At 64.1% G+C, this 25,580-nt stretch carries 26 protein-coding genes; 14 read left to right on the forward strand and 12 right to left on the reverse strand.

Features of this window, described 5'->3' with window-relative positions:
- Positions 1 to 4: 4 nt before the first annotated feature.
- From FNL14_RS13775 to FNL14_RS13805, 7 genes are all read left to right on the forward strand, one after another.
- Positions 5 to 931, forward strand: coding sequence for an ABC transporter permease (locus FNL14_RS13775; protein ID WP_142060898.1), 927 nt, complete (start codon positions 5 to 7; stop codon positions 929 to 931).
- Positions 928 to 1,890 (forward strand): ABC transporter ATP-binding protein, encoded by a 963-nt coding sequence (locus FNL14_RS13780; RefSeq protein ID WP_142060900.1) that lies wholly within the window; start codon positions 928 to 930, stop codon positions 1,888 to 1,890. The genes FNL14_RS13775 and FNL14_RS13780 overlap by 4 nt, the downstream gene beginning before the upstream one ends.
- The gene (locus FNL14_RS13785) at positions 1,887 to 2,981 is read left to right on the forward strand and encodes an ATP-binding cassette domain-containing protein (protein WP_142060902.1); all 1,095 of its coding nucleotides are present in this window, start codon (positions 1,887 to 1,889) and stop codon (positions 2,979 to 2,981) included. The genes FNL14_RS13780 and FNL14_RS13785 overlap by 4 nt, the downstream gene beginning before the upstream one ends.
- The gene (locus FNL14_RS13790) at positions 2,978 to 4,534 is read left to right on the forward strand and encodes a glycoside hydrolase family 32 protein (RefSeq protein ID WP_142060904.1); all 1,557 of its coding nucleotides are present in this window, start codon (positions 2,978 to 2,980) and stop codon (positions 4,532 to 4,534) included. Before FNL14_RS13785 ends, FNL14_RS13790 begins: the two co-directional genes overlap by 4 nt.
- A gap of 242 nt (positions 4,535 to 4,776) precedes the next feature.
- On the forward strand, positions 4,777 to 6,201 hold the full coding sequence (locus FNL14_RS13795; protein WP_142060906.1) for a glycoside hydrolase family 32 protein: 1,425 nt from the start codon (positions 4,777 to 4,779) through the stop codon (positions 6,199 to 6,201).
- Between the two features lie 278 nt (positions 6,202 to 6,479).
- The gene (locus tag FNL14_RS13800) at positions 6,480 to 7,865 is read left to right on the forward strand and encodes a flotillin family protein (RefSeq protein ID WP_255470840.1); all 1,386 of its coding nucleotides are present in this window, start codon (positions 6,480 to 6,482) and stop codon (positions 7,863 to 7,865) included.
- Between the two features lie 9 nt (positions 7,866 to 7,874).
- Positions 7,875 to 8,117 (forward strand): hypothetical protein, encoded by a 243-nt coding sequence (locus FNL14_RS13805; RefSeq protein WP_091418631.1) that lies wholly within the window; start codon positions 7,875 to 7,877, stop codon positions 8,115 to 8,117.
- A 148-nt stretch (positions 8,118 to 8,265) separates the two neighbouring features.
- Here FNL14_RS13805 and FNL14_RS13810 read toward each other — a convergent pair whose 3' ends face one another.
- The 8 genes from FNL14_RS13810 to FNL14_RS13845 all read right to left on the reverse strand — a co-directional run bounded on the left by FNL14_RS13810 (position 8,266) and on the right by FNL14_RS13845 (position 15,262).
- A complete protein-coding gene (locus FNL14_RS13810) occupies positions 8,266 to 8,604 on the reverse strand; it encodes a YciI family protein (RefSeq protein ID WP_142060910.1) in 339 nt (112 codons plus the stop codon).
- 29 nt (positions 8,605 to 8,633) lie between these two features.
- Positions 8,634 to 9,614, reverse strand: coding sequence for a TIGR03086 family metal-binding protein (locus tag FNL14_RS13815; protein ID WP_142060912.1), 981 nt, complete (start codon positions 9,612 to 9,614; stop codon positions 8,634 to 8,636).
- Between the two features lie 25 nt (positions 9,615 to 9,639).
- A complete protein-coding gene (locus FNL14_RS13820; protein WP_350224006.1) occupies positions 9,640 to 9,996 on the reverse strand; it encodes a metalloregulator ArsR/SmtB family transcription factor in 357 nt (118 codons plus the stop codon).
- 76 nt (positions 9,997 to 10,072) lie between these two features.
- A complete protein-coding gene (locus tag FNL14_RS13825) occupies positions 10,073 to 10,633 on the reverse strand; it encodes a cysteine hydrolase family protein (protein WP_142060914.1) in 561 nt (186 codons plus the stop codon).
- Positions 10,614 to 12,140, reverse strand: a complete 1,527-nt coding sequence (locus FNL14_RS13830; protein ID WP_142060916.1) for an NAD-dependent succinate-semialdehyde dehydrogenase — start codon at positions 12,138 to 12,140, stop codon at positions 10,614 to 10,616. Before FNL14_RS13830 ends, FNL14_RS13825 begins: the two co-directional genes overlap by 20 nt.
- 24 nt (positions 12,141 to 12,164) lie before the next feature.
- On the reverse strand, positions 12,165 to 12,695 hold the full coding sequence (locus tag FNL14_RS13835) for an NUDIX domain-containing protein (protein WP_142060919.1): 531 nt from the start codon (positions 12,693 to 12,695) through the stop codon (positions 12,165 to 12,167).
- A 97-nt stretch (positions 12,696 to 12,792) separates the two neighbouring features.
- Positions 12,793 to 14,223 (reverse strand): cytosine permease, encoded by a 1,431-nt coding sequence (locus tag FNL14_RS13840; RefSeq protein WP_142060921.1) that lies wholly within the window; start codon positions 14,221 to 14,223, stop codon positions 12,793 to 12,795.
- A 100-nt stretch (positions 14,224 to 14,323) separates the two neighbouring features.
- On the reverse strand, positions 14,324 to 15,262 hold the full coding sequence (locus FNL14_RS13845; RefSeq protein WP_142060923.1) for a flavin reductase: 939 nt from the start codon (positions 15,260 to 15,262) through the stop codon (positions 14,324 to 14,326).
- Positions 15,263 to 15,423: 161 nt separating this feature from the next.
- Here FNL14_RS13845 and FNL14_RS13850 point away from each other — a divergent pair, with 161 nt between their 5' ends.
- From FNL14_RS13850 to FNL14_RS13880, 7 genes are read left to right on the forward strand one after another with little or no spacing between them, the layout of a single operon-like run.
- The gene (locus tag FNL14_RS13850) at positions 15,424 to 16,083 is read left to right on the forward strand and encodes a GntR family transcriptional regulator (RefSeq protein WP_255470841.1); all 660 of its coding nucleotides are present in this window, start codon (positions 15,424 to 15,426) and stop codon (positions 16,081 to 16,083) included.
- Positions 16,084 to 16,137: 54 nt separating this feature from the next.
- Positions 16,138 to 16,746, forward strand: coding sequence for an amino acid synthesis family protein (locus tag FNL14_RS13855; RefSeq protein WP_142060927.1), 609 nt, complete (start codon positions 16,138 to 16,140; stop codon positions 16,744 to 16,746).
- Positions 16,743 to 17,297, forward strand: coding sequence for an amino acid synthesis family protein (locus FNL14_RS13860; RefSeq protein ID WP_142060929.1), 555 nt, complete (start codon positions 16,743 to 16,745; stop codon positions 17,295 to 17,297). The genes FNL14_RS13855 and FNL14_RS13860 overlap by 4 nt, the downstream gene beginning before the upstream one ends.
- Before the next feature lie 13 nt (positions 17,298 to 17,310).
- Entirely contained in the window at positions 17,311 to 18,051 is a 741-nt protein-coding gene (locus FNL14_RS13865; protein ID WP_142060931.1) for an alpha/beta fold hydrolase, read from the forward strand.
- Complete coding sequence (locus FNL14_RS13870) at positions 18,041 to 19,528, forward strand: aldehyde dehydrogenase (protein ID WP_142060933.1); 1,488 nt, start codon at positions 18,041 to 18,043, stop codon at positions 19,526 to 19,528. Before FNL14_RS13865 ends, FNL14_RS13870 begins: the two co-directional genes overlap by 11 nt.
- A gap of 5 nt (positions 19,529 to 19,533) precedes the next feature.
- Positions 19,534 to 19,791, forward strand: coding sequence for a tautomerase family protein (locus tag FNL14_RS13875; RefSeq protein WP_142060934.1), 258 nt, complete (start codon positions 19,534 to 19,536; stop codon positions 19,789 to 19,791).
- On the forward strand, positions 19,791 to 20,858 hold the full coding sequence (locus FNL14_RS13880) for an LLM class flavin-dependent oxidoreductase (RefSeq protein WP_142060936.1): 1,068 nt from the start codon (positions 19,791 to 19,793) through the stop codon (positions 20,856 to 20,858). Before FNL14_RS13875 ends, FNL14_RS13880 begins: the two co-directional genes overlap by 1 nt.
- A gap of 127 nt (positions 20,859 to 20,985) precedes the next feature.
- Here the strand turns inward: FNL14_RS13880 and FNL14_RS13885 are convergent, their stop codons facing one another.
- The 4 genes from FNL14_RS13885 to FNL14_RS13900 all read right to left on the reverse strand — a co-directional run bounded on the left by FNL14_RS13885 (position 20,986) and on the right by FNL14_RS13900 (position 25,563).
- On the reverse strand, positions 20,986 to 22,389 hold the full coding sequence (locus FNL14_RS13885; protein WP_142060938.1) for an MFS transporter: 1,404 nt from the start codon (positions 22,387 to 22,389) through the stop codon (positions 20,986 to 20,988).
- Positions 22,390 to 22,507: 118 nt separating this feature from the next.
- On the reverse strand, positions 22,508 to 23,893 hold the full coding sequence (locus FNL14_RS13890) for an MFS transporter (RefSeq protein WP_142060940.1): 1,386 nt from the start codon (positions 23,891 to 23,893) through the stop codon (positions 22,508 to 22,510).
- A gap of 92 nt (positions 23,894 to 23,985) precedes the next feature.
- Positions 23,986 to 25,224, reverse strand: coding sequence for an NAD(P)/FAD-dependent oxidoreductase (locus FNL14_RS13895; protein WP_142060942.1), 1,239 nt, complete (start codon positions 25,222 to 25,224; stop codon positions 23,986 to 23,988).
- A 15-nt stretch (positions 25,225 to 25,239) separates the two neighbouring features.
- Positions 25,240 to 25,563, reverse strand: a complete 324-nt coding sequence (locus FNL14_RS13900) for a 2Fe-2S iron-sulfur cluster-binding protein (RefSeq protein ID WP_142060944.1) — start codon at positions 25,561 to 25,563, stop codon at positions 25,240 to 25,242.
- Positions 25,564 to 25,580: the final 17 nt, after the last annotated feature.

The following is a 25,580-nucleotide window of genomic DNA, read 5'->3' on the forward strand; positions in this document are numbered from 1 at the left end:
AATCATGACAACCGCACTTCTGAAGCAGCCAACTCAAACCCCGGCTGTCCGCAAGCCCAACCGCAGCTTCGTCCACGGCCTCCTCAGCAACAAAAAAGCCCTGACGGGCATGGCTGTGATGCTCGTCTTCATCGCACTGGCCCTGCTGGCACCGGTGCTTTTCCCCGGCGACCCGTCGCGGATCACCGCCATGGCCTCCCTGGAACCATCGGCCGAGCACTGGCTGGGAACTACGGCCAAGGGACAGGACGTCCTCGCACTGACCGTCCACGGCTCCCGGAGTTCCCTGTTCGTCGGGCTGACAGTGGGCTTCGCGTCCACCTTCATCGGCATCCTGGTGGGCCTTGCCTCAGCGTACTTCGGCAGGTTCATCGACGAAGCACTGTCCCTGGCAACCAACGTCTTCCTGCTCCTTCCCGGCCTGCCGCTGCTGGTCATCCTGGCCGCATTCCTGCCTCCGGGCCTGGGCACCGTCATTCTGGTCCTCGTCGTCACCGGCTGGGCAGGCTCAGCACGCGTCCTGCGCTCACAGGCCCTGTCCATCCGCTCCAAAGACTTTGTGGCCGCCGCGGTAGTGTCCGGCGAACGGGCCGGCCGGATCATGTTCCGCGAAATCCTGCCCAACATGGCCTCGATCGTGATGGGCACCCTGCTGGCCTGCGTCATCTACGGCATCGGCGCACAAGCGGGCCTGGAGTTCCTGGGCCTGGGCGATGTCAGCACGGTCTCCTGGGGCAACAACCTCTTCTGGGCCGGCAACGAAGGCGCCCTGCTCACCGGCAGCTGGTGGGTTTTCATCCCCTCGGGTGTCTGCATCGCGCTGGTCGCCTTCGCGCTCGCGCTGATCAACTACGCCGTGGACGAGGTCACCAACCCGCGGCTCCGGAAGATCAAAACCCCGAAAAATACCGAAAGGAGCGCCTCCAAATGACCATCTCCCAAGTCTCCTTCGGCTCCCACGAGCCCGTCCTGGACGTCAAGAACCTCACCGTCAAGTACATCGGCGACACCCGCTCAACCACCGCCGTCGACCGCGTTTCCTTCAGCATCGGCACCGGCGAGGTGTTCGGCCTTGCGGGAGAGTCCGGCTGCGGGAAGTCCACCATCGCCAACTCGATCATGCGGCTCCTGAAGGATCCCGCGAAGATCGCAGGCGGCAGCATTTCCTTCGGCGGCAAGGACGTCCTGGCCATGAGCGCGGAGGAGCTGCGGCGCTTCCGCTGGCAGGACGTGGCCATGGTGTTCCAGTCAGCAATGAACTCGCTCAACCCCGTGTTAACCATCGGCGAACAGATCGTGGACATCTTCACCACCCACGCCGGCTACTCACGCAAGGAATCCCTGCGGCGGGCCGGCGAACTGCTCGACCTTGTGAGGATCGACCCCGCGCGCCTCAAGTCCTACCCGCACCAGCTCTCGGGCGGGATGCGCCAACGGGCTGTCATAGCCATGGCCGTGGCGCTGAAGCCGTCGCTGCTGATCCTGGACGAACCCACCACCGCGCTGGACGTGGTGGTTCAGCAGGAGATCATGGCGCAGATCAAGGAACTCCAGCGCGAGCTCGGCTTCTCGGTCCTCTTCATCACGCACGATATGTCCCTCATGGTGGAACTCTCGCACCGCATGGCCGTGATGTACGGCGGCAGGATCGTGGAGACCGCGAAGGCACAGGACGTATACGCCACTCCCCGCCACCCCTACACCCAGGCACTGATGGGTGCGTTCCCGCCGCTCACCGGCCCGCGTATTCCGCTCACGGGGCTGCCCGACGGCGTGAAGTTCCGCAATATCCCGGACCTCAGCGAGGCGGCTCCCGGCCACTTCGTGGCTCCGGTTGGTGCCGACGCTTCAGTGATCGATTCCGCAAACCTGGCAGGAGCCGCACGATGAGCCACTCCCTGACGTCGCCCGCGGCCGGCTCCACCGCCAGCGCCCCCGCCCTTGAAATCCGTGGCCTGGGCAAGTCCTTCCCTATTGGCGGGCTGTTCTCCCGCGGATCGGTCCGCGCCCTGCACGGTGTGGACCTGACTCTTGGCCGCGGCGAGATCGTGGCGCTCGTGGGCGAATCCGGTTCCGGCAAGAGCACCCTGGCCCGCTGTGTTGCCCGGCTTGAGAAGCCGACCGCCGGCGCGATCCTGATCGACGGCGTCGACATCCTCAAGCGCGACCGTTTCCAAGCCTCCCGGGCGTTCCGCTCGCAACTGCAGATGGTCTTCCAGGACCCCTTCGGTTCCCTGAACCCGGCCCACAGGATCGAGCACTTCCTGCGTCGTTCGTTGGCGATCCACGGCAAGGGCGGCGGTTCCGGGGAGGAGACCCAGCGGCGGCTCGAGGAACTGATGGCCACTGTGGGCCTGCAGTCTGACATGCTGAATTCATATCCGCACGAGCTCTCCGGCGGCCAGCGCCAGCGTGTTGCGATTGCCCGGGCCCTCGCTGTTGAACCGCAGGTCATCCTGGCCGACGAACCCACCTCCATGCTTGATGTTTCCGTCCGGATCGGCGTGCTGAACCTGATGCGCAAACTCCGCGACGAGCAGGGGATCTCCATGCTCTACATCACCCACGACCTCGCTTCGGCCCGCTACCTGGCGGACCGGACGGCGGTCATGTTTGCCGGGGAACTCGTTGAGGAAGGCGAGTCCCTGGACCTGCTGTCAAACCCCGCGCACCCCTACACCCAACTGCTGGTTTCGGCTGTGCCGGACCCAGCCCGGGCAGGCTCGTACGATCCCGTGCGCCGCGCGGAACTGCGGCAAGCGGTGATGGCTTCGACGCAATGCGCTTACGACGGCGACCCGAACCAGGCGTGTTCGGCCCAAGAACCCGTGCGCCATCAGGTGGGAGACCCCGAAAACCGCCATTGGGTGCGCTGCCACCTCTACCAGCCGTGGGCTGGTGCCGACGGCCATGCCCTGGCAGGCGAACCGGCGCAACCCGACCTCCCGGCGTCGAATGCCAAAGAAAAGGCCTCCGCATGACTGAACTGACGCACCCGCTCGCCACCGTTCCCCAGGATGAGTTGGTGGCCCGCGCCGAGGCCGATCCCCTCCGGCCACGCTTCCACTTCGTGTCGCCGGCCGGCTGGCTCAACGATCCCAACGGCGTCAGCCAATGGAACGGCGTCTACCACCTCTTCTACCAGTACAACCCGGAGGGCGCATTCCATCACCGCATCCAGTGGGGCCACGCCACCAGCACGGACCTCGTCACCTGGACGGACCAGCCCGTTGCCTTGACACCGTCCGAAGGACCCGACGCCGAGGGCTGCTGGTCCGGGGTACTGGTGGACGACGGCGGCACGCCCACCCTGGTGTATTCGGGGCGGTTCGAGGGCAAGGAGCTGCCCTGCGTCGCCGTAGGATCCCCGGACCTTTTGAGCTGGACGAAGGACCCGGGAAACCCCGTGATCTCAGCGCCCCCGGCTGGAGTAGACATCACGGCTTACCGCGATCACTGCGTCTGGCGTGAAGGAACGAAGTGGCGGCAGTTGGTGGGATCGGGCATTCGTCAGTACGGCGGTACGGCGTTTTTGTACGAGTCCTCCGATCTGCGGCAATGGGACTATATCGGGCCGTTGTTCATCGGCGATGCCTCACAAGGCGATCCTGCAGATACTGACTGGACGGGGACCATGTGGGAGTGCGTGGACCTGTTCCGGGCGGGGCAGGGTTCGCTGGGGTCCGCACCTTCTGACGGGGCGCCTGACGTACTGGTCTTCTCCGCCTGGGACGACGGCGACACCCGCCACCCGCTGTACTGGACCGGCCGGTACTCCGGGGACAGCTTCGAGCCCGCGGCGCTGCACCGCCTCGACTACGGAGGCCGTTTCTTCTACGCACCGCAGTCGTTCCAGGATGAGTCCGGCCGGCGGGTCATGTTCGGCTGGATGCAGGAAGGCCGAACCGACGCCGCGATGGTGGAGGCCGGCTGGTCAGGGGTCATGAGCCTGCCGCGAATCGTCACGGCGGCGGAGGACGGGACTCTCCGCTTCGCGCCCGTACCTGAAATCAAAAAGCTGCGCCGTGAGCACACCAGTTTCCCCGGACAGGTGCTGACCGGCACGTCAGGGCCCTTGGAAACCGGCGTGTCCGGCAAGCAACTCGACCTCGAACTGGGCTTCCAACTGGCACCGGGCGCTCTGCTGCGGCTTGGCGTCCTGGGCTCCACGGAGCCGGGCACCTTCGGCAGCCCCCGCGAGGAAACGATCATCGAGCTGCGCAGGGCGGCTGACGAAACCACCGGTGGCACGCTCCGCCTGGACCGCAAGGCAAGCACCCTGGATCCAACTGTTGATGTGGAAGACAAGTCCGGCCCCGTTCCCATGCCCGAGGGGCGGGTGCACCTGCGGGTCATCCTGGACCGGTCCGCCGTCGAAATCTTTGCCAACGGAGTCCCGCTCACAGCCCGCGTCTACCCCACCTTGGGCGGGGATCAGGTCAGCCTTGCCGCCGAAGGCACAGTACAGATACTCTCCCTCGACGCCTGGACCATGGCCGACATCCATGAGGGTACGCGGCCCCTCTTCCCCTGACGCGCGGGACCAGTACATCGAAACCCACTGACACAGCAGCATCGAGGCTGCCCAAAAACACGAAGGAACTCATGGAAGATTCACCTACGGTCTCTCGTCGTTCACTCCTTACCGGAAGCGGGGCGGCGGCACTCGGCGGATCGCTCGCACTTTCAGCAGCGTTCGCGGCACCCGCCACAGCCGTACCAGCCAAGACACGTGACCCCGGATCAAAAGGCTCAATGTCAAAAGGATCACGCCGGATGCGCCCGACCTATCACTTCAGCGTCCCCGACAACTGGAAGAACGACCCCCAGCGCCCCATCTATATGGACGGGGAATACCACTACTACTACCTGTACAACGCTGACTACCTGCAGGGCGGCGGAGGCACGTCATGGCGCCGCGCGACGACCACCGATCACGTGGTGTTCACTGACCGCGGCGTAGCCATCCCTAAGTTCAGCGACGGCAACGGCGACTGCTGGTCCGGATCCGTTGTGGTCGACGAGCAGAACACCGCCGGATACGGCGAGGGCGCGGTGATCGCCCTCGTGACGCAGGCCCCCGAAGGGCGCCAGGCCCAGTACCTCTGGTACTCGACCGACCGCGGACGCTCGTTCCAGGCCGGCGGTTCAGCCCCGGTACTCCCGAACCCCGGAGTGCAGGACTTCCGCGATCCCAAGGTGATCCGGGACGCTGACCGCCAGCAATGGTTCATGGTGAACGCCGAGGGGCAAAAACTTGGCTTCTACACATCCGCCAACCTGCGGTCGTGGCGTCGGGTCGGCGAGTTCTTGCGTACTGATCTGGGGGTGCTGGAATGCCCAGATATCTTCCGTATGACGGCTGATGATGGCAGCTCGCACTGGATCCTCGGTACGAGCGCCAACGGCAAAGGCCGCGGCCTGCCCGCAACGTACGCGTACTGGACGGGCGCTTTCGATGGGGCATCGTTCACGCCTGATCGGGCCGAGCCCGAATGGCTCGACTACGGCTTCGACTTTTATGGGGCAGTCACCTATCCACATCACGACGCATCGGGTGCGGAAGATGAGACCCTCCGCCGGGCTATCGGGTGGGCGAACTTCTGGGACTACCCCCACAACACGCCGACGCTTGAGACGGATGCCTACAACGGGGATGACATGATCGTGCGCGACCTCAGCCTCAAACAGGCGGACGACGGGTACCACCTCGTCTCCGCCCCCACGTCGGCACTGGAAAATCATGTGAAGCGCACCCACGTGCTGGGCGACGTAGTTGTCAGCGGCACCCGCGACCTCGACGTCCGCGCAGCCGCTTACGACCTGACCTGCGAGCTCGTGTGGGACCCTGCTTCCGCGCCTGCCAACCTGGGTTTCGAGCTGTGCCGCGCAGAGGGCGGCGGCAGGCACGTCGCCGCCGGCGCCTTCCTGCGGGGCCCCTTCGCCTACCTCAACAGGCGGCCAACGATCAACCCCACCGGCGGCGAAACCCAGACCCCGATCGACCCTTCGGCAGGACGGCTCACCCTCCGCATCCTCGTGGACCTCACGAGCGTGGAAATGTTTGTCGGAGACGGGCGGGTGGTGCAGTCACACCGGGTATTCCCGCTGGAGGGCGACAACGGAATCGGCCTTTACTCCCATGAAGGAGCCGCGACTTTCCGGAACCTGACCATTCGCGAAATCAAGGCAACGCAATAGTCCACGCGCCAACGGTCCGGCAGGGGCCTGCAATTGCCAACGTACCTGCCGGTTCCGTTGCCGCAGGCAAATATCACGCCTGCTCTGGACTCTTTGGCCGGGCGCAACCAGACTGTCTACAACAGCTGGCCCGGCGGGCCGGAGTTAGGACATTTTGACCTCCAACGTTGGACGGCTGGGTTATTCGACGCTTTACGCGATGCCTGTTCCATTCCTTGAAAGGATCTGGTCATGCCGGACTTCTCAGCGTTCTTCCGCTTCTCGCCACGATTCTGGGGGTGCTGTTCGCCATCGCCGTCATTTGGGTGGCGACAAAGCTGATGTGGAAGGTGGCTGAGCCCAACGAAGCACTGATCATTTCCGGGCTGACCCGCGGAACCCTTGAAACCAGAGCGGGGATGGATTTCAAGATTGTCACGGGCAAGGGTGCCCTGGTGCTTCCGGGCCTTCAGACGGTGCGGGCCCTGTCCCTCACGCTGAACGAAACTGAGCTGAAGGTTTCCTGTGTTACCTCCCAGGGCATCCAGGTCATCGTGGAGGGCGTGGTCATTTACAAGATTGGCGACGCACCGCCGTTTATCGCCAATGCGGCCCGGCGATTCCTCGGCCAGCAGCCCAAGATGGAAAGCCAGGTGTACAACGTGTTTGAGGGCCACCTGCGCTCCATCATCGGCAGCATGACGATGGAGGAAATAATTCGGGAACGGGACAAGCTCGGTTCCCAGGTCCGGAGCGCCAGCGGTGTGGAGATGGAAAAACTAGGTCTTGTGGTGGACTCGCTGCAGATCAAGGACCTGCAGGATCCCACAGGGTACATCGAGAACATCGCAAAGCCGCATATCGCCCAGGTGAAGATGGAGGCACGCATTGCCGAGGCCACCCGCAACCGGGAGGCGGCAGAGAAGGAAGCGGAAGCGGCGGCCCTGATCGCGGACGCGCAAAGCGTTTCGGCTATCAGGCAGTCGGTAGCGCAGGCGAACGCCGAGCGCGCCAAGGCGAATGCCGCCCAGGCCGGCCCCCTGGCCGATGCCACCGCGAGGCAACAAGTGGTGGTCCAGGAAACTGAAGTGGCCAAGCTCGAGGCGGACCGCGAAGAGCAGAAGCTCCAGACAATCGTCAGGAAACCGGCCGATGCAAAAGCCTATGCCACGCGAACCGAAGCGGAAGGCAAGAAGGCGGCGGACATCAGCGCCGCGGAGGCACTGGCACGCCGCACCGAGCTGGAAGCCCAGGCCAACGCCCGCCGGACGGAACTCCTGGCCCAGGCAAACGCCACCGCAGCGGCTGCCACTGCCGGAGCCACCAAGGTCACCGGCGAAGCGGAAGCCGCGGCAACCAAGGCCAAAGGTGATGCTGCGGCTTCTGCTATCAAAGCAAAGGCGCTGGCCGAGGCAGACGGCATTAAGGCGCGGGCTGAGGCCTTGGGGACCAACCAGGACGCCGTGATTTCGCAGCAGCTCGCCGAGAACATGCCGGCCATCATCGCCGCAGCCGCCGAGCCGTTCTCCCACGTGGGCCAGATGACCGTCCTGAACGGCGGCGACGGCGTCAACAAAATGCTCGGCGGGATCCTGGCACAGGCGGGCGACTACCTTCCCGCCCTGGCCTCCGCCCTCAAGAACGGCAAGGACCCCAAGCGGACGCCGCCGGCTCCGGGCGCCTAGGGACACTGGATGCACCGCGAGGTTGACCGGAGCCTGACCGGGAAGGTCGGACGGGTAACCGGACGCATCGGGCCCGGCACCATCGGCGAAGTCATGCTGCCGTACCTCGGCGGCACCATGGCTTTCCACGCCCACCCATTCGACAAGACCAGCGTCTTCGCCGTGGGTGATGAAGTGCTGGTGATCTACTTCGAGCCCCCGCAGACGGTGTACGTGGACGAACTGCCTGACGTGCTGAGGCATGGGGAATGAGTGCCGCAGGTCGACCGCACGCTTTTCCCCTGCGGGAGGGCACGCGGCGGTTTCGGCCTCGGCTTTCACGTCGGCCTTCTCGGTGTTGTACAGGGTGTCCGCCGCTGGTGGACGGCGGGCACCCTGGCTGTATCGATTACGTCAGTTGCTACATTCCCGGGATTTGCTGGGCCTCGTGGACTTCGATTTCACAGCCTCCGGGCATGTTAAGGTGCGGGTGGACTTTGGCCAGCTGCACGGCGGCATCCAGGTTGTCCGCCTCGATGATGCTGTATCCGGCTACTTCGCGCTGGCTTGGCGCCGTGGAGCCGTCAGCCGCCACGCGGACTCCATTGGCGAGCGGCGTGCCAAAGTCCACCAGGCCATTGCCCACCTTGCCTGCCCAGGCGTTCCACTCCCCCATCACTGCTGCCATGTCCTCAGGCGCTGGAGGTGCTGCTTCGGCCGGGGTCATGGGTGCGTGATAAACAAAAACATACTTGGACATGATGGTCCTTCTTTTCTTGATTGTTGGGTTCAGAGGGTGACATTGCGGCCGGTGAACGCCAGCAGCCGCTCGAGGCTGCTTGCCGTCTCGGCGGTCGGCTGCGCCGGCGCGAAACTGCCGCTCGAACGCACCTGTTCGGAAATGGTCTGCTGCGCCAGTTCCGTCACGAAATCGCTGACGACGTCGGACACGGCCACGTGCTGTCCGGTCGCCGTCGCGAAGTCCCAGGCATGAACCAAAAGCTCCAGGTTCAGGATCCCGGCAACCATCGTTGCGGGGAGTTCCGCAAATCCCATATCCACGTTTCCTTCGACGCCGCGATACGTGAAGGCCTCCACGGTGGGTTGCGCGAGTTCGGCGATGCGTGCTTCGGGGGCGGCCTCCTTGACGTCCACCGGGTCCGCGCCGAGCGCGCGGCCAATGTTCTGCAAGGATCCAGCGAGGTGGTCCAGCAACTGGGCGACGTTGAAGTCCTCACAGGGAGTGGCCTTGTCCGAGTCGGCTGCGGTGACGTTGCGCAGCACGCCCAGGAGGATGGCCAACGTTGCATCGGCAGAGCTCAGGTAGTCGATGGGGTCCGGCGCCCAGGCCCAGTCGTCGGTCCCGGCCCCGCCGTCGGATGTGGTTTCAGCCACGAGGCGGTCCAGGTAGTGGTTCCATCCCATGGCATGCGATGCGGCCTGCTCCTCGGTGAGTCCCTCGTGCACCAGCCGCAGGGATGTTCCATTGGCCTCAGGTTCCAGGGTGATGGTCACCGTGGACGCCCCCGGCGGAAGATCGCCGCCGCCTTCCCAGCCCCAGGTGAAGACGACGCGCTTGCCCGGCTCTATCTCCTTGAACGTTCCGGCTGCGTTGTGTCCAGGGGTGACTGTCCAGCGGAAATCACCGGCGATCCGGAGATCCACCCTGGCGGCAACCGTCTGCCAGCGCCTCAGCCGCTCCGGCTCCGTCAGCAGCGCGAACGCTTCATCGGCCGTGACCGGCAGGTGGATGGTTTTGTCGAAACTCATGTGCGTCCTCGCCTAAGAAAAATTGTTAGTGATCGGGCTGTTCGTGTTGGGCATTACCCCGCCGGTCGGCGAGGGCTGCGGCGTCGGAGGACAGCAGGTCCAGTTCATCGGTCCAGAACTGGGCGACAAGTGATCGGAGGCGGCCCATCCCCTGGGGGTTGAGCCTGTAGTACCTGTTCCTCCCTTCCCTGCGCGCCGTTACAAGGCCTGCCTTCTCCAGCAAAAGCAGGTGCTGGGAGATGGCGGAGCGGCTGACGTCGAAATGTGCAGCCAAGTCGCTCACCGCCTGCTCCTTGCCGGCCAGGAGATGCAGCAGCCGACGCCGATTGGGCTCAGCTGCTATCTCCAAGGCGTCCAACACAATTAGTACGTTAGTGGTCACTAACGTATTAAGCAAGGATGGGCCCTGCGAGGAGCACGTTGACGAGGGGCCGCTGTAAGTGCCCGGCAGGCGCGGGCTAAAGCAGGGTTTCGCTTTTGACGACGTTGATCATCGGTGACAGCAGCTGCATGAGGGTGAGCGCCTGCTCATGTGCGGCGTCGCTCTGGCCTGCGCAGGCGTCCTCGACAACCGTTACGTAGCGGCCTGCGTCCGCGGCACCAAGGGCGGTAGCCAGGACGCAGCAGTCGGTTGCCACGCCTGTAAGGATGAGTTCCTCACCGACCGGGATTCGTTGAGCCATTGCTTCGCCCCACTTGGTGAACGTTGGAAGGTCAATGGAACTGCGGGCGTCAACACCAGGCAGTACGAGATCCCAGATAGGATCCGCAGGATCCCGGCGCATGCCGGGCCAGCGGTTGTAATAGGAGGACCACGAACCCAATTCCGCCGGGTCCGGGACAAACCGTGTGGTTATTGGTTCAAATCCTGCGCCTGCAAGGCGTGCGATGGTTCGCGCCGCCTCGTCATACCGCGGGATGTGCCAGTCGCCTGGTTGACGGAAGGCCTGCTGCATATCGATCACAACCAGCTGGCCCTTTACTCCGCTGGTTGCGGCTTCAGGCTTGGGGCTGTTCATATTTTCTGCCTTCCTGGCCGGCGTAGGGGTCGGCGATGCCGATGTACTGGGTGGTGGTGTATTCGGCGATGCCTTCTGATCCGCCTTCGCGTCCCAGGCCGGATTGCTTGACTCCGCCGAAGGGGGCTGCGGCGTTGGAGATGACTCCGGCGTTGAAGCCGACCATGCCGAACTCGATCTGTTCGGCCACCCGAAGCAGCTTGTTGAAGTCGCGGCTGTAGAGGTAGGACGCGAGCCCGTACTCGCTGGCGTTGGCCAGCCGGATGGCGTCGTCCTCCGTGGTGAACGTGGTCACCGGAGCGACGGGTCCGAAGATTTCCTGGCCCAGGATCGCGGCGTCATTGGGGACGCTGCTGAGGACCGTCGGCTGGTAGAAGTAGCCCGGCCCATCCACGGGCGCGCCCCCGGTAATGGCGGTCGCCCCGGCGTCGACGGCGGCGGTGACGAGGGCGTGGACGTCGTCGCGGGCGCCGGCGTCGATGAGCGGGCCGACCTGGGCTGCCGGGTCAGTGCCCCGCCCGGTGACCAGCGCGCGCATCGCGGCGGCAAACTTCCGCGTAAATTCCTGGGCCACGGATTCGTGGACGAGGAACCGGTTGGCAGCGGTGCAGGCTTCGCCCATGTTCCGCATTTTGGCGGCCATGGCCCCTTCGACGGCGGCGTCGAGGTCTGCGTCTTCGAACACGATGAAGGGGGCATTGCCGCCGAGTTCCATGGAGGTCCGGAGCACGTTCTGGGCGGCGTCGGCCATCAGCCGCTTGCCGACCGGGGTGGAGCCGGTGAACGAGACTTTCCGCAGCCGGGAATCCTTGAGCAGCGGCCCGGAGATCCCGGAGGCGGACGAGGAGGCGACGACGTTCAGGACCCCGGCGGGCAGGCCGGCGTCGAGCATGGTCTGCGCGAAGTACTGGGCGGTGAGGGGTGTGAGTTTCGCGGGTTTGAGGACCATGGTGCAGCCGGCCGCGACGGCCGGTGCGACCTTGCGGGTGGCCATCGCGAGCGGGAAGTTCCACGGCGTGATGAGCAGGCAAGGGCCGACCGGTTTGTGCTGGACCAGGATCTTGTTCTTGCCCTCGGGGGTGGTGAGGTAGCGGCCGTAGTCGCGGACGGCTTCCTCGGAGAACCAGCGCAGGAACTCGGCCCCGTAGGTGACTTCGCTGCGGGCTTCGGCCAGGGGCTTGCCCATTTCCAAGGTCATCAGCAGCGCGAAGTCCTCGGCACGTTCGGTGACCAGGTCAAAAGCCCGGCGCAGGATCTCGGCCCGCACCCGGGGCGCTGTCCGCGCCCAGGACGCCTGCACGGCGTCGGCTGCGTCGAGGGCGGCGACAGCGTCGTCGCTGGTGGCGGAGGCGAGGGTGGCGAGCACCTCCCCGGTGGCGGGATCATGCACGTCAAACGTGCCGCCGTCGGACGCCTCCCGCCACTGCCCGCCAATCAATAGGCCGGTAGGAACGGCGGCGAGCAGGCTTGCTTCTTGGTCAATCGTCAAAGTCGCGTGTGCGGCCATAGCCGACTCCTTACTATGTGTAGCTCAATTGGGGGTTGCCGGACCCGTTGCCGGCAGAACCCCGCGGGTTCGGACCACGGGAGCGGGGTTCTTTGCAGTGGGAAGCGTGCTGTCGAGGACGATGTCCAGCCAAGGAACCCGGTTGGAGAAGCGGCTGATCTTGGCGGGAGCGGCCCAGCGGTAGGCGTCGTGCTCGTCATTGATTGTCAATCGACGCCACTTGCTGACGGCAGTGTAGGTATGGACCTGCCACGGGATGCCCGCGGGGTCAGGAATGAGAAGCTGTTCTCCGGCCTGGAAACCGGCGAGATCTTGAAGGGTCAGGCCTGCTTCTTCCTTGAGTTCAGTCAAGGCCTGCTCCTGTGGGGCTACGCCGGGCTCGAGGTATCCGGTGATGCAGTGCCAGAGGCCTCGCTCGTGTCCAACAGACTGGCTGCGTTTGAAGAGGGCAATCCGTCCGCGCCATTCAATGACCACGGCCACCACCGCCCGGGGCGGGCAGGCAGCGATGAAGTCCTCTGCCGTGCCCGTTCCTTGCAGTGTTGCGGTACTCATCTGGCGCTCCTGGCAGTTCCCCGGCAATCGGTCGTGGTCGTGCAGAGGTTGGGGAGGATCCTGGCGGGACCCTCCCCAATCTCTGCCTCATTGGTAATTACAGGGTTTGAGCCGCGGGGCTGCTGTCCAGCATTTCCAGGCCTGAGAGGCGCTTGCGGCGGTGGGTTGCGAAGTAGACTCCGGCTGCGACGGCAGCGCCAATGTAGTAGGAGAGGTCGCCCATCTCCGGGAAGGCGGCAGCAATGGGGCCCGTGTAGATCGAGGACATCCAGAACGGGGAGGAAAGGACGACGCCGGCCGCCCAGGCCACGAAGCCCCATTCGAACTTCCGGCTCTTATCGAAAAGTTCCCGCAGTCCCCGTTCGGTGCGCCGGCCTCCGAACAGGTAGTCACAGACCAGGACAGCAACGTAGGGCGCGATGCAATAGGCCGTCAGGTTGAGGAACGCGGTGAAGCCTTCGTTGAACCCGGTCTGGCCCCACTGCGCCACGAGGTATGACGCGATGCAGATGAAGACGACTGCGGTGTGGCGCTTGACGGGAACGCCCATGGTCTGGATCGAAATGGCACCACCGTAGACATTGAGGAAGTTCTGGGTGAAGGAGGACAGTGCGACGACGCCGAGGCCGACGGCGGCCCAGGGACCCATGAGTTCCTTCAGCGCACCGATGCTGTCGGACGCCGTGGTGGTTGTTCCCAGGAGGGTCCCGAGGATACCCATCCAGACAAGGGTGACGAAGTTGCCGAGCATGGTGGCCCAGCCGGCCCCGCGCCTGTTCCCGGCCGTGTTGGGAAGGTAACGGGAGTAGTCGGAGGCGAAGGGCATCCAAGCGACGATGAAGGAGAAGAACCAGCCGAAGAAGATGATCCAGCCGCCCACGCCGTCAAAGCCCTTCGCAGCGGTATTGAAGTCAGTTTCGACGCGTCCGTTGGCTGCTGCCACGATCGTGATGAAGACGAAGCCGATCACCAGGACAAAGGACAGGATCCGCTGCAGGAAGTGGATCAGGTTGTAGCCGATGACGGCCACACCAAGCTGGATTGCCATGAGGATCAGCGATGAGAGCCAGAAGGGGATGTCGGTGAGCAGGGCGATGGCCTTCCCGCCGAGGATGACAGTCACGGCAGCCCAGCCGATTCCGGCGAACACATTCACGTAGGCCACCGGGAAGAGGTTGCCGATGAACCCAAGCGGTCCGCGGCCCTGCATCTGCTGGGGAACGCCTAGGCGGACTCCCATCGCTGACAGGTAGCCCATTCCTGCCGAGGAGGTCACGCCGGCAAGGATGATCGCCAGGGCCGCGGCCCAGAATGGCAGGCCGAAGTAAGTGGCGCTGAAGCCCAGGACGACGATGGGAAAGTTCATTCCGGCGGCAAACCAGAGGAAGAACTGGGACCGGGGTTTGCCATGGCGTTCGACGTCGGGGATGTGCTCGATGCCGTAAGGCTCGATTTTGGTGAGGCTGTCGCGGTACCCGCGGTCTTCGGCGACGCTGCTTTCAGCAGCGCGCATGGTATCTGGGCTCATTTTTGTCCTAATGTTGGAGGCGCACCTCGGTGCGCTGCTTACGAGCAGTTCGGTCGGCGCGGTTCGTTTCCTGTCCGGGATTGTTGGCCGCGCCGGCCGTCTAAAGTTCGGCGAGTTCGGCGCCGTGGAAGAAGTGCCCGGCCTTGTAGACCATCGGCGCAGTATCGCCGATTTCCGCATGGCGGACCCTGCAGATGAAGACCGTATGGGTCTTGGCTTGGAAACGTTCCTGGATTTCAGCTTCAAGGGAAGCGGCAGAACCGTCCAACAGCGGGCTTCCTTTGGGCCCTTCGTGCCAGTTGAGCTCGGCGAACTTGTCCGCGGCCTTCGAGGCGAAAGTCTTCACCGTTCCGAGTTGCTCCGTGCCCAGGATGTTGATGCCCAGGTGGCTTGAGGAGAAGAGCGCGGGGTAGGTGCTGGATGTCTTCTGGACGCAGACCAGCACCAGCGGGGGTTCCAGGGACACTGAGCAGTAGGAGTTGGCGGCCAGCCCCTTCGGGGTATCCCCTTCCTTTGTGGTGACAACGGTAACTCCGGTGATGAACTGGCGGTTGAAAGCCTTCATCAGGTCCGGATCCAACTCGGGAAGCTCACCTCCATCCGGGACCACAGGGGAAGCGATGCCACGGAGCGGCCGGATTCCAAGGCTGGCGAGCAGCTCGCTGCCGTCCCAGGTCACGGTTTCCTTCAGGATTTTGCCGTCCTGAAGGACCAGGATGTTCGAGCCCCGGGTCTGGACGGTGAGTCCGGTGGCCGGGACGCCGAGGTATTCATGGATGTGGGTGCCGGTGGAGGTCCAGAAAACGGCGACGGTGCCGTCCCCCTCGACGACGTCGTCGACCGTAGTGCACAAATCGGGGAAAGCCTCCCGAACGGCCGCGATCTCTGACTTGAGCCCGGCGAGGTCGACAGTTGCACCTGTCGCCTTGCTGGTGCGCGTATAACCGGGAGCTACCAGGCCGTCCAGGGCGTCAAGGTCTCCCTTGTCCCAAGCGGCGAGCCAAGCGGACGTGATAAGTGGTTCGAGCGTCTGTTGCATACCACTGACGGTAAGGCAGGTCACATCACCAGGTCAAGAGGCCGTCGAAAAATAGCGAGATGGCGGGAAGAGTCGCGCATTCATAGAAATTGCTTCGCACCTGTTGACGGGACTGATGCATGCAACATACGCTTTGATGTATGCAAGAGAGACTCGAAGTAGTGAGTGAAGCCGCTGAACGGGACGGACTTCTAGATCGGATCCGCCGGCTTGTCCTGGGAGGCGACTTTCCTCCTGGCGCAGTTGTTCCTGAGGCTTTCCTGGCCCAGGAGTTTGAGGTAAGCCGGACCCCAATCCGGGAAGCCCTCAAGCAGCTTCAGCACGAAGGGCTGGTTGAGATCCGACCGAAGGTGGGAACCTTCGTGCGGGAGCCAACCCGCCGGGAGATCATCGAGCTCTTCCAGCTCAAGGAGTCGCTGGAAGGACTCGCGGCCTCCCTGCTTGCCCGGCGCGGTGAAGTCCAGGAACTCTCGATCCTGCGGCGGAACCTTGAGGAGTCCGAGATGACCTCCCTCACCCATGACACTGACGCCTATGCCCGGCTGGTGCACGAGTTCCATTGGACGATCGTTCGCGGCTCCGACAACCGGAAGCTCGTTGAGCACTACGAGCGGCTTATGAACCAGCTGGCGTATCAGCGGCTTGTCCTGCGCACGGTTGAACACCCCGGCAGGCTCGAAGCCTCCACCCGCGAGCACCGCGCCGTCCTGGAGATGATCGAGCATAAAGACCCCTTCGGGGCCGAATCCGCTATGAGGAACCACGTTCACGCCTCATCGAGAGAAGCCCTGACCGACCCGGCTCCGGATGGCCGGCACTGAACCACCACGACGAAAGGAAGCCGTGTGCTTCTCCATGACCGAAAAGATTCGACGATGAACGACCAAAGACTCGGCATCCGCAAGATTGTGTACTACAGCGAGGAGATCCTGCTCGAAAACGGTCTCTCCCCCGCCGTTCCGGCAGTACGCGCAACGGCAGCTGCCGTGGTCACCAACCCCTGGCTTGGCGGCAGTGCGACCGATGACCTGGGCGAGGAAGTAGTTCAGCTCGCTCCTGTGCTCGCACGTAGACTCACTGACCTCCTGGCGGCCAACCTCGGCGGCGTGGAGTCCATCGAGGCCTTCGGCAAGGCCGCACTCGTCGGCACCGACGGCGAAATTGAGCACGGTGCTGCCCTCATCCACACACCGTTCTTTGGCAATCTCGTCCGTGAATACTTCGAAGGCGAATCCATCATCTGCTTCGCCGACGACCGTGGCGACGCCGGCACTTCGCTCGTCGTGCCGCTCTGGCACAAGAACGCCGCCGCCACCCGCACCCACTACCAAACCATCAGCACACGCATCGGTGACGCTCCCCGCCCGGGTGAGATCGTCGTCGTCCTCGGCGCCTCGACCGGGCCCAGGCCGCACTCGCGCATCGGGGACCGCCGCACCGATCCCGTAGTCAAAGCAGACACCCTAGGAGAACTGGTTTCATGAGCATCCGTAAGATCGTCACCCTGACCGAAGACGTCCTAATCGAAGGAGGCCGCGAAGTCAGCCCGGCCGCAAGAGTCGCCGTCGTCGCAGCCATCGTCAAAAACCCCTGGGCTGGACAAGGCTTCGTCGAGGACCTTTCAGCGGGAATCGACGGGAACGCCTCCGATATCGGCGCCCTGCTCGCCCCCCGCGTGCTCGAAGCGCTCGGCTCCCCCGCCGAAGCGTATGGGAAGGCTGCCATCGTGGGCCTGAATGGCGAGATTGAGCATGGTTCCGGGCTCATCCACACGCTGGCCTTCGGAAACCATTTCCGTGACGCTGCCAATGCCACCACCCTCTTGCCGGCAGTGGAAAAGCGTGGCCCTGCCGGTGTCGTGTTCGACATTCCGCTCAAGCACATCACTGATGCAACCATTCGGTCCCACCACCAGAGCATCGAGGTCCGGATTAACGACGCGCCGCATGCCGATGAAATCGTGATCGCCCTCGCTGCGGCAGCCCAGGGGCGACCCCAGCAGCGCCTCGCCGCCTTCAGCACCGAAGCGAATTAAGGGAGACTGCCTCGTGGGCCGCGAACGGATCGCACTCATACACGGAGTCGGCCTCGACGGGTCGATGTGGGGGCCGCTCCGCGATTTCCTCGAACCGGAATTCGACATCCAGATCATCGAACTCCTCGGCCACGGACGCCGGCAACAGGTCGCCCCGGAAGGGGTCACCCTGGCAGAGCTCGCCGCGGATGTCGCGGAACTCCTGGAGCCCGGCACCCACGTCGTGGGATTCTCCCTGGGCGCCCTCGTCGCGCAGCACCTCGCCCGCTTCCGGCCAGATCTGGTGGCATCCCTGGTTTCGGTCGGATCAGTTTGTGACCGGACAGTGCAGGAGCGCGCTGCGGTTACAGCCCGGTTGGAGTCAGCTGCCTCCGACTTCCCCGGGACCGTGGAGGCGTCCATCCTCAGGTGGTACCCCGCCGGGTCCCCGGTCCCAGCCGGAATGGTCGAGGCCACCAGGGAAGTCCTGTTGCGCAATGACCCCGGTTCCTTCCTGGCCTGTTACCGCGTATTCGCCACAGCAGACGCGGAAATCGCGCCGGAGCTTCCGCGGATCACCGTTCCAGCCCATGCTGTCACCGGTGAGCTGGACCCCGGATCGACGCCGGAGATGAGCGCCCGGCTGGCCGCCGCCATACCGGGCTGTACGTACTCCGTCATCAGCGGGGCCCGGCACATGATGCCCGTCGAACGTCCCCAAGAGCTCGCCAACGAACTGACAGCCTTCATTAAGGAGCATTCGCATGTCCACTGAACGCCGCTACGAGCACTTCATTAACGGCGAATGGGTCGCGCCATCGAATGGGGATTACTTCGACAGCACCAACCCAGCAACCCTCGAGGTGCTGTACCGGGCCGCACGCGGCAACGAAGCCGACGTCTCCAAAGCAGTTTCAGCCGCATCTGCAGCCTTCGAAAACCCTGCCTGGCGGGACCTCAGCCAGACCAGGCGCGGTCACCTGCTGCGCCGCCTCGGTGACCTGGTGGGCGAGCACGCCGACGAACTCGCCCGCATGGAATCACTGGACAACGGCAAGCTACTGCGTGAAATGCGCGCCCAGCTGGCCGCAATGCCCGAGTACTACTACTACTACGCAGGCCTCGCCGATAAGATCCAGGGCGACACCATCCCGGGCTCAAGCCGGGCCATGCTGAATTACACCCTGCGCGAACCACTCGGCGTCGTCGGTGCCATCACCCCGTGGAACTCACCGCTGACACTGACCACGAGCAAGCTCGCCCCGGCCCTTGCTACGGGCAACACCATCGTCATCAAACCCTCTGAATACACTTCAGCCACCGTCCTGCGCCTTGCCGCGCTGGCCGATCAAGCAGGCTTCCCGCCCGGCGTGATCAACGTCGTCACTGGATTCGGTGCAGAAGCCGGCGCCGCGCTGGTGGAGGACCGCCGCCTGGCAAAGATCTCGTTCACCGGCAGCACCGCCACCGGCGCCCGCATCGCTGCCTCGACCGCTTCCCGGTTCATCGGCTCCACACTGGAACTCGGCGGCAAGTCCCCCAACATCGTTTTCGGTGACGCTGACGTTGCCAACGCCTCCATGGGCGTGGTGGCGGGCATCTTCGCCGCAGCCGGCCAGACCTGTATCGCCGGAAGCCGCGTGTTCGCCCACAAGTCCGTCTATGACGAGCTGCTCGAGCGCGTAGCCAACCGTGCCCGCAGCATCGTCATCGGAGATCCACTCCTTGACGCCACCGAACTGGGCCCGTTGGCCTTCCAGGACCAGCGCGACAAGGTGGCCAGCTACGTTGATCTTGGCGTCTCCGAAGGAGCCACCGTCCTGACCGGCGGCGGCCGCCCGAACATTGGCCTGGGCGGCTACTTCTTTGAGCCCACCGTCCTCACCGACGTTGACAACTCCATGCGAGTGGTCCGGGAGGAAATCTTCGGGCCCGTCGCCGCGATCATGCCCTTCGAAACTGAAGAGGAAGTCCTCCGCCTGGCGAACGACACCACCTACGGACTCGCAGCCGGCGTCTGGACCACCAACCTGGCCCGGGCGCACCGGATGGCCAGCCGCCTGGAGGCGGGAACGGTCTGGGTTAATACCTACCGCACCATGTCCCCCCAATCACCGCGCGAAGGCTTCAAGACCAGCGGCGTCGGCGTCGAGCACGGCATGGAAAGCATCCGTGAATACACCCGGGTTAAAAGCATCTGGATCAACACCGATGAATCCCCCATTGCCGACCCCTTCATCATGAGGAGCTGACCGCCTTGCCCCTGATCGAAGTCTCCATTGCCCGGGGCCGGACGCCCGCCCAGCTCCGCTCGCTCATCGATGGGCTTCACCGCGCCGCCGAAACCTCTGTGGGCGCAGCGCCCGAAAACACCACTGTCATCATCCGCGAAATTGAGCACGAACACTGGTCCCGCGCCAATCAGACCATCGCCGAACGCACTGCAGCAGCCCAGGAAGCTGCACCGAACACCGATTCGCCGGCGCAGACCGCCGCAGAACCAAGGAGCCACTAATGCGCTTTTCCCTCTTCGTCCACATGGAGCGCTGGGACGAGTCCGTCTCGCACCGGGAATGCTTCGAAAACCTGACAGAGCTGACGCTTCTCGCGGAAGCCGGAGGATTCAGCACCGTCTGGATCGGTGAGCACCACTCGATGGAATACACCATCTCCCCCAGCCCCATGCCCCAGCTCGCCTACCTTGCAGCGCGTACCTCCCGCATCCGGCTCGGCGCAGGAACCATCATCGCCCCCTTCTGGAACCCGCTCCGCGTGGCCGGCGAGACCGCACTGCTGGACGTCATCAGCAACGGAAGAATGGAAGTAGGGCTGGCCCGCGGCGCCTACCAGTTCGAGTTCGACCGCCTTATGGGAGGCATGTCCGCAGTCGACGGCGGCAAGCACCTGCGCGAGATGGTGCCCGCTGTGCGCGCGCTCTGGCAAGGCGACTACGCCCATGACGGCGAGGTCTGGCAGTTCCCGACCTCCACCAGCGTCCCGAAGCCGATTCAAAAGCCGACGCCGCCCATGTGGATCGCCGCCCGCGACATTTCCTCGCACGAGTTTGCTGTCGCCAACGGCTGCAACGTCATGGTGACACCCCTCATGAAGGGCGACGAGGAAGTCGAAGACCTCGCGCGTAAATTCGATACCGCCGTCGAAAACAACCCCGATGTCCCCCGCCCGGACCTCATGGTGCTCCGACACACCCACGTGCACTCCGCCGACGATCCCGAAGGCTGGCGGCGCCCGGCCGAGGGCATCAACAAGTTCTACCGGACCTTCGACGCCTGGTTCGGAAATAAGAGCACACCCCAGAACGGCTTCCTCGAACCCAGCCCTGAAGCGAAGTTCGCGGACCGCCCGGAGTTCACGCCTGAGTCCCTGCACCAGACAGCGATGATCGGGACGCCCGATGAGGTCATCGAGCGGCTCCGCCACTACGAGGCACTGGGCGTCACCGAATTCAGCATCTGGTCAGACAACAGCCTCACCCACGAGGAGAAGAAACGCTCCCTCGAACTCTTCATCGAGCACGTCGTACCTGCCTTCCAGGAACAACCCGCCGCCGCTGCACGCTGACAGCAGCCGCCGGCTGAACGGGCACCCGCTCCCATGCCTTGCCGGACGGGTCCGAGGCTGAGTCCCCGCCTGATCACATCGGGCGGGGATACCGCCATCGTTGAAGCACTTTTCGTTCAGCGGGCGGTCACCTTGCAACGATAGGAGGGGCAAGGACAGGGCCTGCCTCTTCCTCGGGAGTCCCGGCTCGGGATCCGGTTCGCTTCGCTTCGGCTCTTAGTCCCGCAAGGGCTCCGAGGAGGATTGCCAGGGGCACGAGGATCGCCAGGAAGATGGCGGAGAGACCCAGGCCAGCGCCAATCAGGGTGCCCCCGGCCGCTCCCCCGGCCGCCGAACCAAGCCGGGCGCCAAGTTCTGTCATACCGACACCGGTGCCGCGGACCGCCGTCGGATAAGCAGCCGCGGCGAGGATGTTTCGTGTCGGGCCGAAACCTGTCGGCAGGATGAAACCGGCAATCGTGAAGAGTGGCAGCAAGCTGGAGAACCCCGGGCTCGGAATGAACGCGATGACGAGGGTCATCACGACAGACATTGCGAGGACAATGCTGATTGTCATGTAGCGGGAGACCTTCATCAGAATGACCCCGAGGAGCAGCCCGCCAAGAACGCTGGAGAATCCGTACGCGCCTACGATTGTGCTGCTCTGCACAGTATTCAGGCCAGGGAAGGGCTGCTGGAGGAGCGTCGGAAGGTACTGTGCGATCAGCAGTTGTGTACCAAGCGAGAAGAACCCGAACACCCAGAGGAGCACCGTCGTCCGGGCGAAGCGTTTGGTCAGAATGACCCTGATGGAATCCTTGTTCTCCTCCTTCGCCGGTGGTGTCAGATCTACATTGGCCAGGTCAGCCTGCGGAACAAGGCGGGCCAGTCCTTGCCTGGCCCTCTCTGTTGCCCCGCGCACAGCGTAGAAAGCAGGGGGCTCGGGCACAACCAAAGCCAGCACAATGATGATGGCGACCGGGGCCAGGCCGCCTGTAACTAGAAGCGACCGCCACCCGCCAGTGGGTATGAGCGTCCCGGCCAGTGCCGCACCAACCGTGGTCCCCAGTCCGACACCTGCGTATGCAGCGGCAACCATTGCCCCGCGCCGCTTTGCGGGAACGAGATCAGCAAGGAGGGTGACACCGGTAGGCATCACTGCGCCGATACCGAGGCATGCGATAAGCCGCCACACCGCGAAGCCGGTGAAATCCTGGGATGTTGCCCCAAGTGTCGTCGCGATGGAGAAGAGCCCGGCGGCGCTTGTCAAAACTGTCTTTCGTCCAGCCAGATCCGCAAGGCGGCCGGCGATCATCGCGCCGGCTCCCATGGTAATGAAGCCGGCGGTTACAACGAGGGTGATTCCGCCGCCGACGGAGACACCCCACTCCTTGACGAGCGACGGGAAAGTGTGGCTGATCAGCGTCACTTCCATCCCGTCTGCCAGGAGGATGAGGGTGATGAGGGCGAAGTAGAGCCAGTGGCGCCAGGTAAGGCCGGCAGAGTCTGTAAAAGACGACAGACTCTGCTTTGCTGTGGGTGATGCAGTCATAATCCAATGAACCTCTCTGTTCAACGGTCCCGCTCGTCGTTAGGCGACGGCGATTTTGTCCCGGGGTTTACGTCGTCTGCAGTCGTGTCATGACTGGACGTCCCCACGTGGGATGCGGTTAGTTAGCGCGGACAGGCTCTGCCGACACGGCCAGGCTGCGCCGGTCAGGAACGAGTGCGCCGACTTCCTGTTCGGCCTGGTTCCGGATGGAAAGGTCAATTCCTGACCGGTCCCGCACCAGGGAGACGGCGACGAGGGAGATGACCGTCATCCCTGCGAGATACAGGGAAACGGCGTCTGTTCCGCCTGTGGCCTGCACGAGGGCTGTGGCAATGGTCGGGGCAAAGGCGCCGCCCAGGATCGCCCCCAAGGCGTAGGAGATGGACACGCCGGAAAAGCGGACTGAGGCTGGGAACATTTCTGCATAAAGGGCTGCCTGTGGGCCGTAGGCCAGTCCCAGGCCAATAGTGAATATCGTCATTGCCAGGTAAAGCATCGGCAGGGATCCTGTATTGATCATCCAGAAAAGCGGAAAGCAGGAGAGCAGCTGGGCGCCGAAGCCTATGAGGTAGGTGCGCTTTCGGCCAATCCTGTCTGCGAGGAAACCGGCGAGGTAGGTGAAGACGAGCCAGACTGCAGAACCGTAAGCGACGGCGATGAGCACGTCAGTGCGTCCGTGACCAACGGCCGGGCCGGTGGCATAGCTGGGGATGAACCCGCCGGTTGCCATGTAGCCTGCGGCGTTGTTGCCGGCGAAGATCAAAGCGGCGACGATCACGAGCAACCCATGGCGTCGAAACAGCTCGACGATCGGTACCCGGGGTTGCTTTTTGGCTGCTGCAATCTCCTGAAAGATGGGGGATTCGTCCACCGCGCGGCGTACGAAGTAGCCGACGACGATGAGGACGATGCTCAGCAGGAAGGGCACGCGCCATCCCCATTCGAGGAATGCCGCTCCCGGGGAGATGGCACCGGTCATGAGCGCCGTGACGCCGGTGGCCAGCAGCAGCCCCAGCGGAACGCCCAGCTGAGGGAACGCTCCTGCCCGCCCGCGGCGGTCGCTCGGGGCGTGCTCAACTGCCATGAGGACGGCCCCTCCCCATTCACCGCCGGCGGAGATGCCCTGCAGAATCCTCAGGAGCAGGAGCATGACGGGGGCGATAACACCGGCGGTTGCATAGGTTGGCAGGAAGCCGATCAAGGTGGTTGCCGCACCCATAAGGATCAAGGTCATCACGAGCATGGCGCGGCGCCCGATCCTGTCTCCATAGTGGCCGGCCAGGAAGGCACCGAGGGGCCGGAAGAGAAAGCTGATGCCGACGGAGGCGAAGGACAACAGCAGGCCGATGGACGCGCCGGCCGGTTCGAAGAACAGCTGGGCGAACACCAGGCCGGCGGCGGTGGCGTAGATGAAGAAGTCGTACCACTCAACAGTGGTACCGATGACGGTGGCGAAGGCGACGCGACGTTGGTTCGCCGTTGAGCTGTGGGTGGACGTGCTCATTTCTCTCCAATTGGGTGTGAGCGTGTAACCCCCTGGGGAAGCCCTGGGGATGGAACATGCCGCAGATTCTTGAGGTGGGGACGGAAGAACGGTCAGGCAGAGACGGGGATGATGGGCCTGCCGGCGGCAGCCTTGAGGGTGAACCCCCCGCTATCCGCTTGGCCACGGGTGATGGCAGTGCCGGCGGAGAGTAGTTTGCGGGCTGCCATATGGTCCGCAGCGCTGTTCACCGATTCCACGGCCGCAAGGATGCCGTCCCTGAAACAGAGGACGGAGAACTTTGCTGCCCCCTGATCGCCGAGGACCAGGATGTCGTCATCGGGTCGTGGAATTCCTGCCATCTGAAGCTTGTATGGGCCCTGCGTGGACCAGAACCACGGAAGGGCCATGTAAGGGTGCTCCGCTCCCAGGATGGTACGTGCCGCATGGCGGGCCTGGTCGGTTGCGTTTTGGACTGATTCCAGCCGCAAGCGGCCCTGGGCGTGTGCGCTGGGGAAACTGGCGCAGTCCCCAATCGCCAAAACAGCAGGGTCCGATGTGCGAAGCGTTTCGTCGACGACGATTCCGTTGCTGGTTTCGATGCCGCTGTCTGCAGCGAGCGCGTCGTTGGGCTGCACCCCGATGCCGACGAGGACGAGATCCGTCGGGTAGGAAGCTCCTGTGGTGGAGATTGCCGCTCCGACGCGGCCATCAGTGCCAGGCTCGAAGCGGTCGATGCCCTCGCCCAGGCGCAGGTTGACGCCTTGCGAGCGGTGGGCGGCAGCGAACCATTCGCTCATGGCCGGAGTCAGTGCCCGTCCCATCGGGCGTGGCGCGAATTCCAGGACGGTGACGTTGCATCGGTGTGCCAGTGCTGCTGCGGCAAATTCCAGCCCGATGAACCCGGCGCCGATGATCACAATATTGCGGGCGTTGGGCAGCGCCGCGTGCAGCGCCTCTGCATCGGCCAGGGTTTTCAGTCCGTGGATGCCGGGCAGGGAAGCGCCCGGGCAGTTCAGCATCCTGTTTCTCGCGCCGGTCGCGAAGACGAGGTGGTCATAGTGGAGTGAACCTTCGGTGGTCTGTACCTTGCGTTCGGCCCGGTCGATACCCGTTGCCTTGACGCCGGCGTGGAGCGTGACGTTCTTGTCAGGGAAGAACGATGCGCCTCTAAGCGGCAAGGGAGCCGCCTCCTTGCCCGGGGCGAGGTAGTCCTTCGACAGCGGCGGCCGTTGATAGGGCAGCCCTGGTTCCTCGGCGATCACGTCGATTGTTCCGTCATATCCTTCGGTCCGCAGCGTGTCAGCGACCTGCAGCCCTGCCTGTCCCCCGCCAATGATGACAACGTTCATGTCGCGTCCCCGCTTCTAAAGTTGGCCGGCAGGGATGTCGACGACAATCTCTGGCAGGTCAGCAACGATTTCGATCTGGCAGGCCAGCCGGGAGCTGTCCATACGCTCTGCGGTGGTGCAGTCAAGCATTTCGTCTTCGTCGTCGCTGATGCCGGGCAGTGCCTGTGCATATTCCGGCCGGACGTAGACGTGGCATGTGGCGCACATGGCCTGGCCTCCGCATTCGCCAATGATGCCGTCAATGCCGTTGTTGACGGCGGCGCGCATCAGGGTAGTGCCTGCCTCGACCTGGAGGACTTGCTGAGTGCCGTTGGGCTGGGTGTAGGTGATGGTGGGCATCGTTGCTCCTTTAGTAC

Source organism: Pseudarthrobacter sp. B4EP4b, assembly GCF_006680095.1.
In the GTDB taxonomy this organism is placed as follows: domain Bacteria; phylum Actinomycetota; class Actinomycetes; order Actinomycetales; family Micrococcaceae; genus Arthrobacter.

Bases quoted from the DNA above. Each gene is read 5' to 3' on its own strand.
- FNL14_RS13855 (WP_142060927.1), top strand. From the start codon at position 16,138: ATGAACGACCAAAGACTCGGCATCCGCAAGATTGTGTACTACAGCGAG.
- FNL14_RS13845 (WP_142060923.1), bottom strand. From the start codon at position 15,262: ATGCAACAGACGCTCGAACCACTTATCACGTCCGCTTGGCTCGCCGCT.
- FNL14_RS13805 (WP_091418631.1), top strand. From the start codon at position 7,875: ATGCACCGCGAGGTTGACCGGAGCCTGACCGGGAAGGTCGGACGGGTA.
- FNL14_RS13860 (WP_142060929.1), top strand. From the start codon at position 16,743: ATGAGCATCCGTAAGATCGTCACCCTGACCGAAGACGTCCTAATCGAA.
- FNL14_RS13835 (WP_142060919.1), bottom strand. From the start codon at position 12,695: ATGAGTACCGCAACACTGCAAGGAACGGGCACGGCAGAGGACTTCATC.
- FNL14_RS13795 (WP_142060906.1), top strand. From the start codon at position 4,777: ATGCGCCCGACCTATCACTTCAGCGTCCCCGACAACTGGAAGAACGAC.
- FNL14_RS13890 (WP_142060940.1), bottom strand. From the start codon at position 23,893: ATGAGCACGTCCACCCACAGCTCAACGGCGAACCAACGTCGCGTCGCC.
- FNL14_RS13870 (WP_142060933.1), top strand. From the start codon at position 18,041: ATGTCCACTGAACGCCGCTACGAGCACTTCATTAACGGCGAATGGGTC.
- FNL14_RS13895 (WP_142060942.1), bottom strand. From the start codon at position 25,224: ATGAACGTTGTCATCATTGGCGGGGGACAGGCAGGGCTGCAGGTCGCT.
- FNL14_RS13810 (WP_142060910.1), bottom strand. From the start codon at position 8,604: ATGTCCAAGTATGTTTTTGTTTATCACGCACCCATGACCCCGGCCGAA.
- FNL14_RS13780 (WP_142060900.1), top strand. From the start codon at position 928: ATGACCATCTCCCAAGTCTCCTTCGGCTCCCACGAGCCCGTCCTGGAC.
- FNL14_RS13790 (WP_142060904.1), top strand. From the start codon at position 2,978: ATGACTGAACTGACGCACCCGCTCGCCACCGTTCCCCAGGATGAGTTG.
- FNL14_RS13815 (WP_142060912.1), bottom strand. From the start codon at position 9,614: ATGAGTTTCGACAAAACCATCCACCTGCCGGTCACGGCCGATGAAGCG.
- FNL14_RS13900 (WP_142060944.1), bottom strand. From the start codon at position 25,563: ATGCCCACCATCACCTACACCCAGCCCAACGGCACTCAGCAAGTCCTC.
- FNL14_RS13840 (WP_142060921.1), bottom strand. From the start codon at position 14,223: ATGAGCCCAGATACCATGCGCGCTGCTGAAAGCAGCGTCGCCGAAGAC.
- FNL14_RS13825 (WP_142060914.1), bottom strand. From the start codon at position 10,633: ATGAACAGCCCCAAGCCTGAAGCCGCAACCAGCGGAGTAAAGGGCCAG.
- FNL14_RS13830 (WP_142060916.1), bottom strand. From the start codon at position 12,140: ATGGCCGCACACGCGACTTTGACGATTGACCAAGAAGCAAGCCTGCTC.
- FNL14_RS13880 (WP_142060936.1), top strand. From the start codon at position 19,791: ATGCGCTTTTCCCTCTTCGTCCACATGGAGCGCTGGGACGAGTCCGTC.
- FNL14_RS13885 (WP_142060938.1), bottom strand. From the start codon at position 22,389: ATGACTGCATCACCCACAGCAAAGCAGAGTCTGTCGTCTTTTACAGAC.
- FNL14_RS13775 (WP_142060898.1), top strand. From the start codon at position 5: ATGACAACCGCACTTCTGAAGCAGCCAACTCAAACCCCGGCTGTCCGC.
- FNL14_RS13785 (WP_142060902.1), top strand. From the start codon at position 1,887: ATGAGCCACTCCCTGACGTCGCCCGCGGCCGGCTCCACCGCCAGCGCC.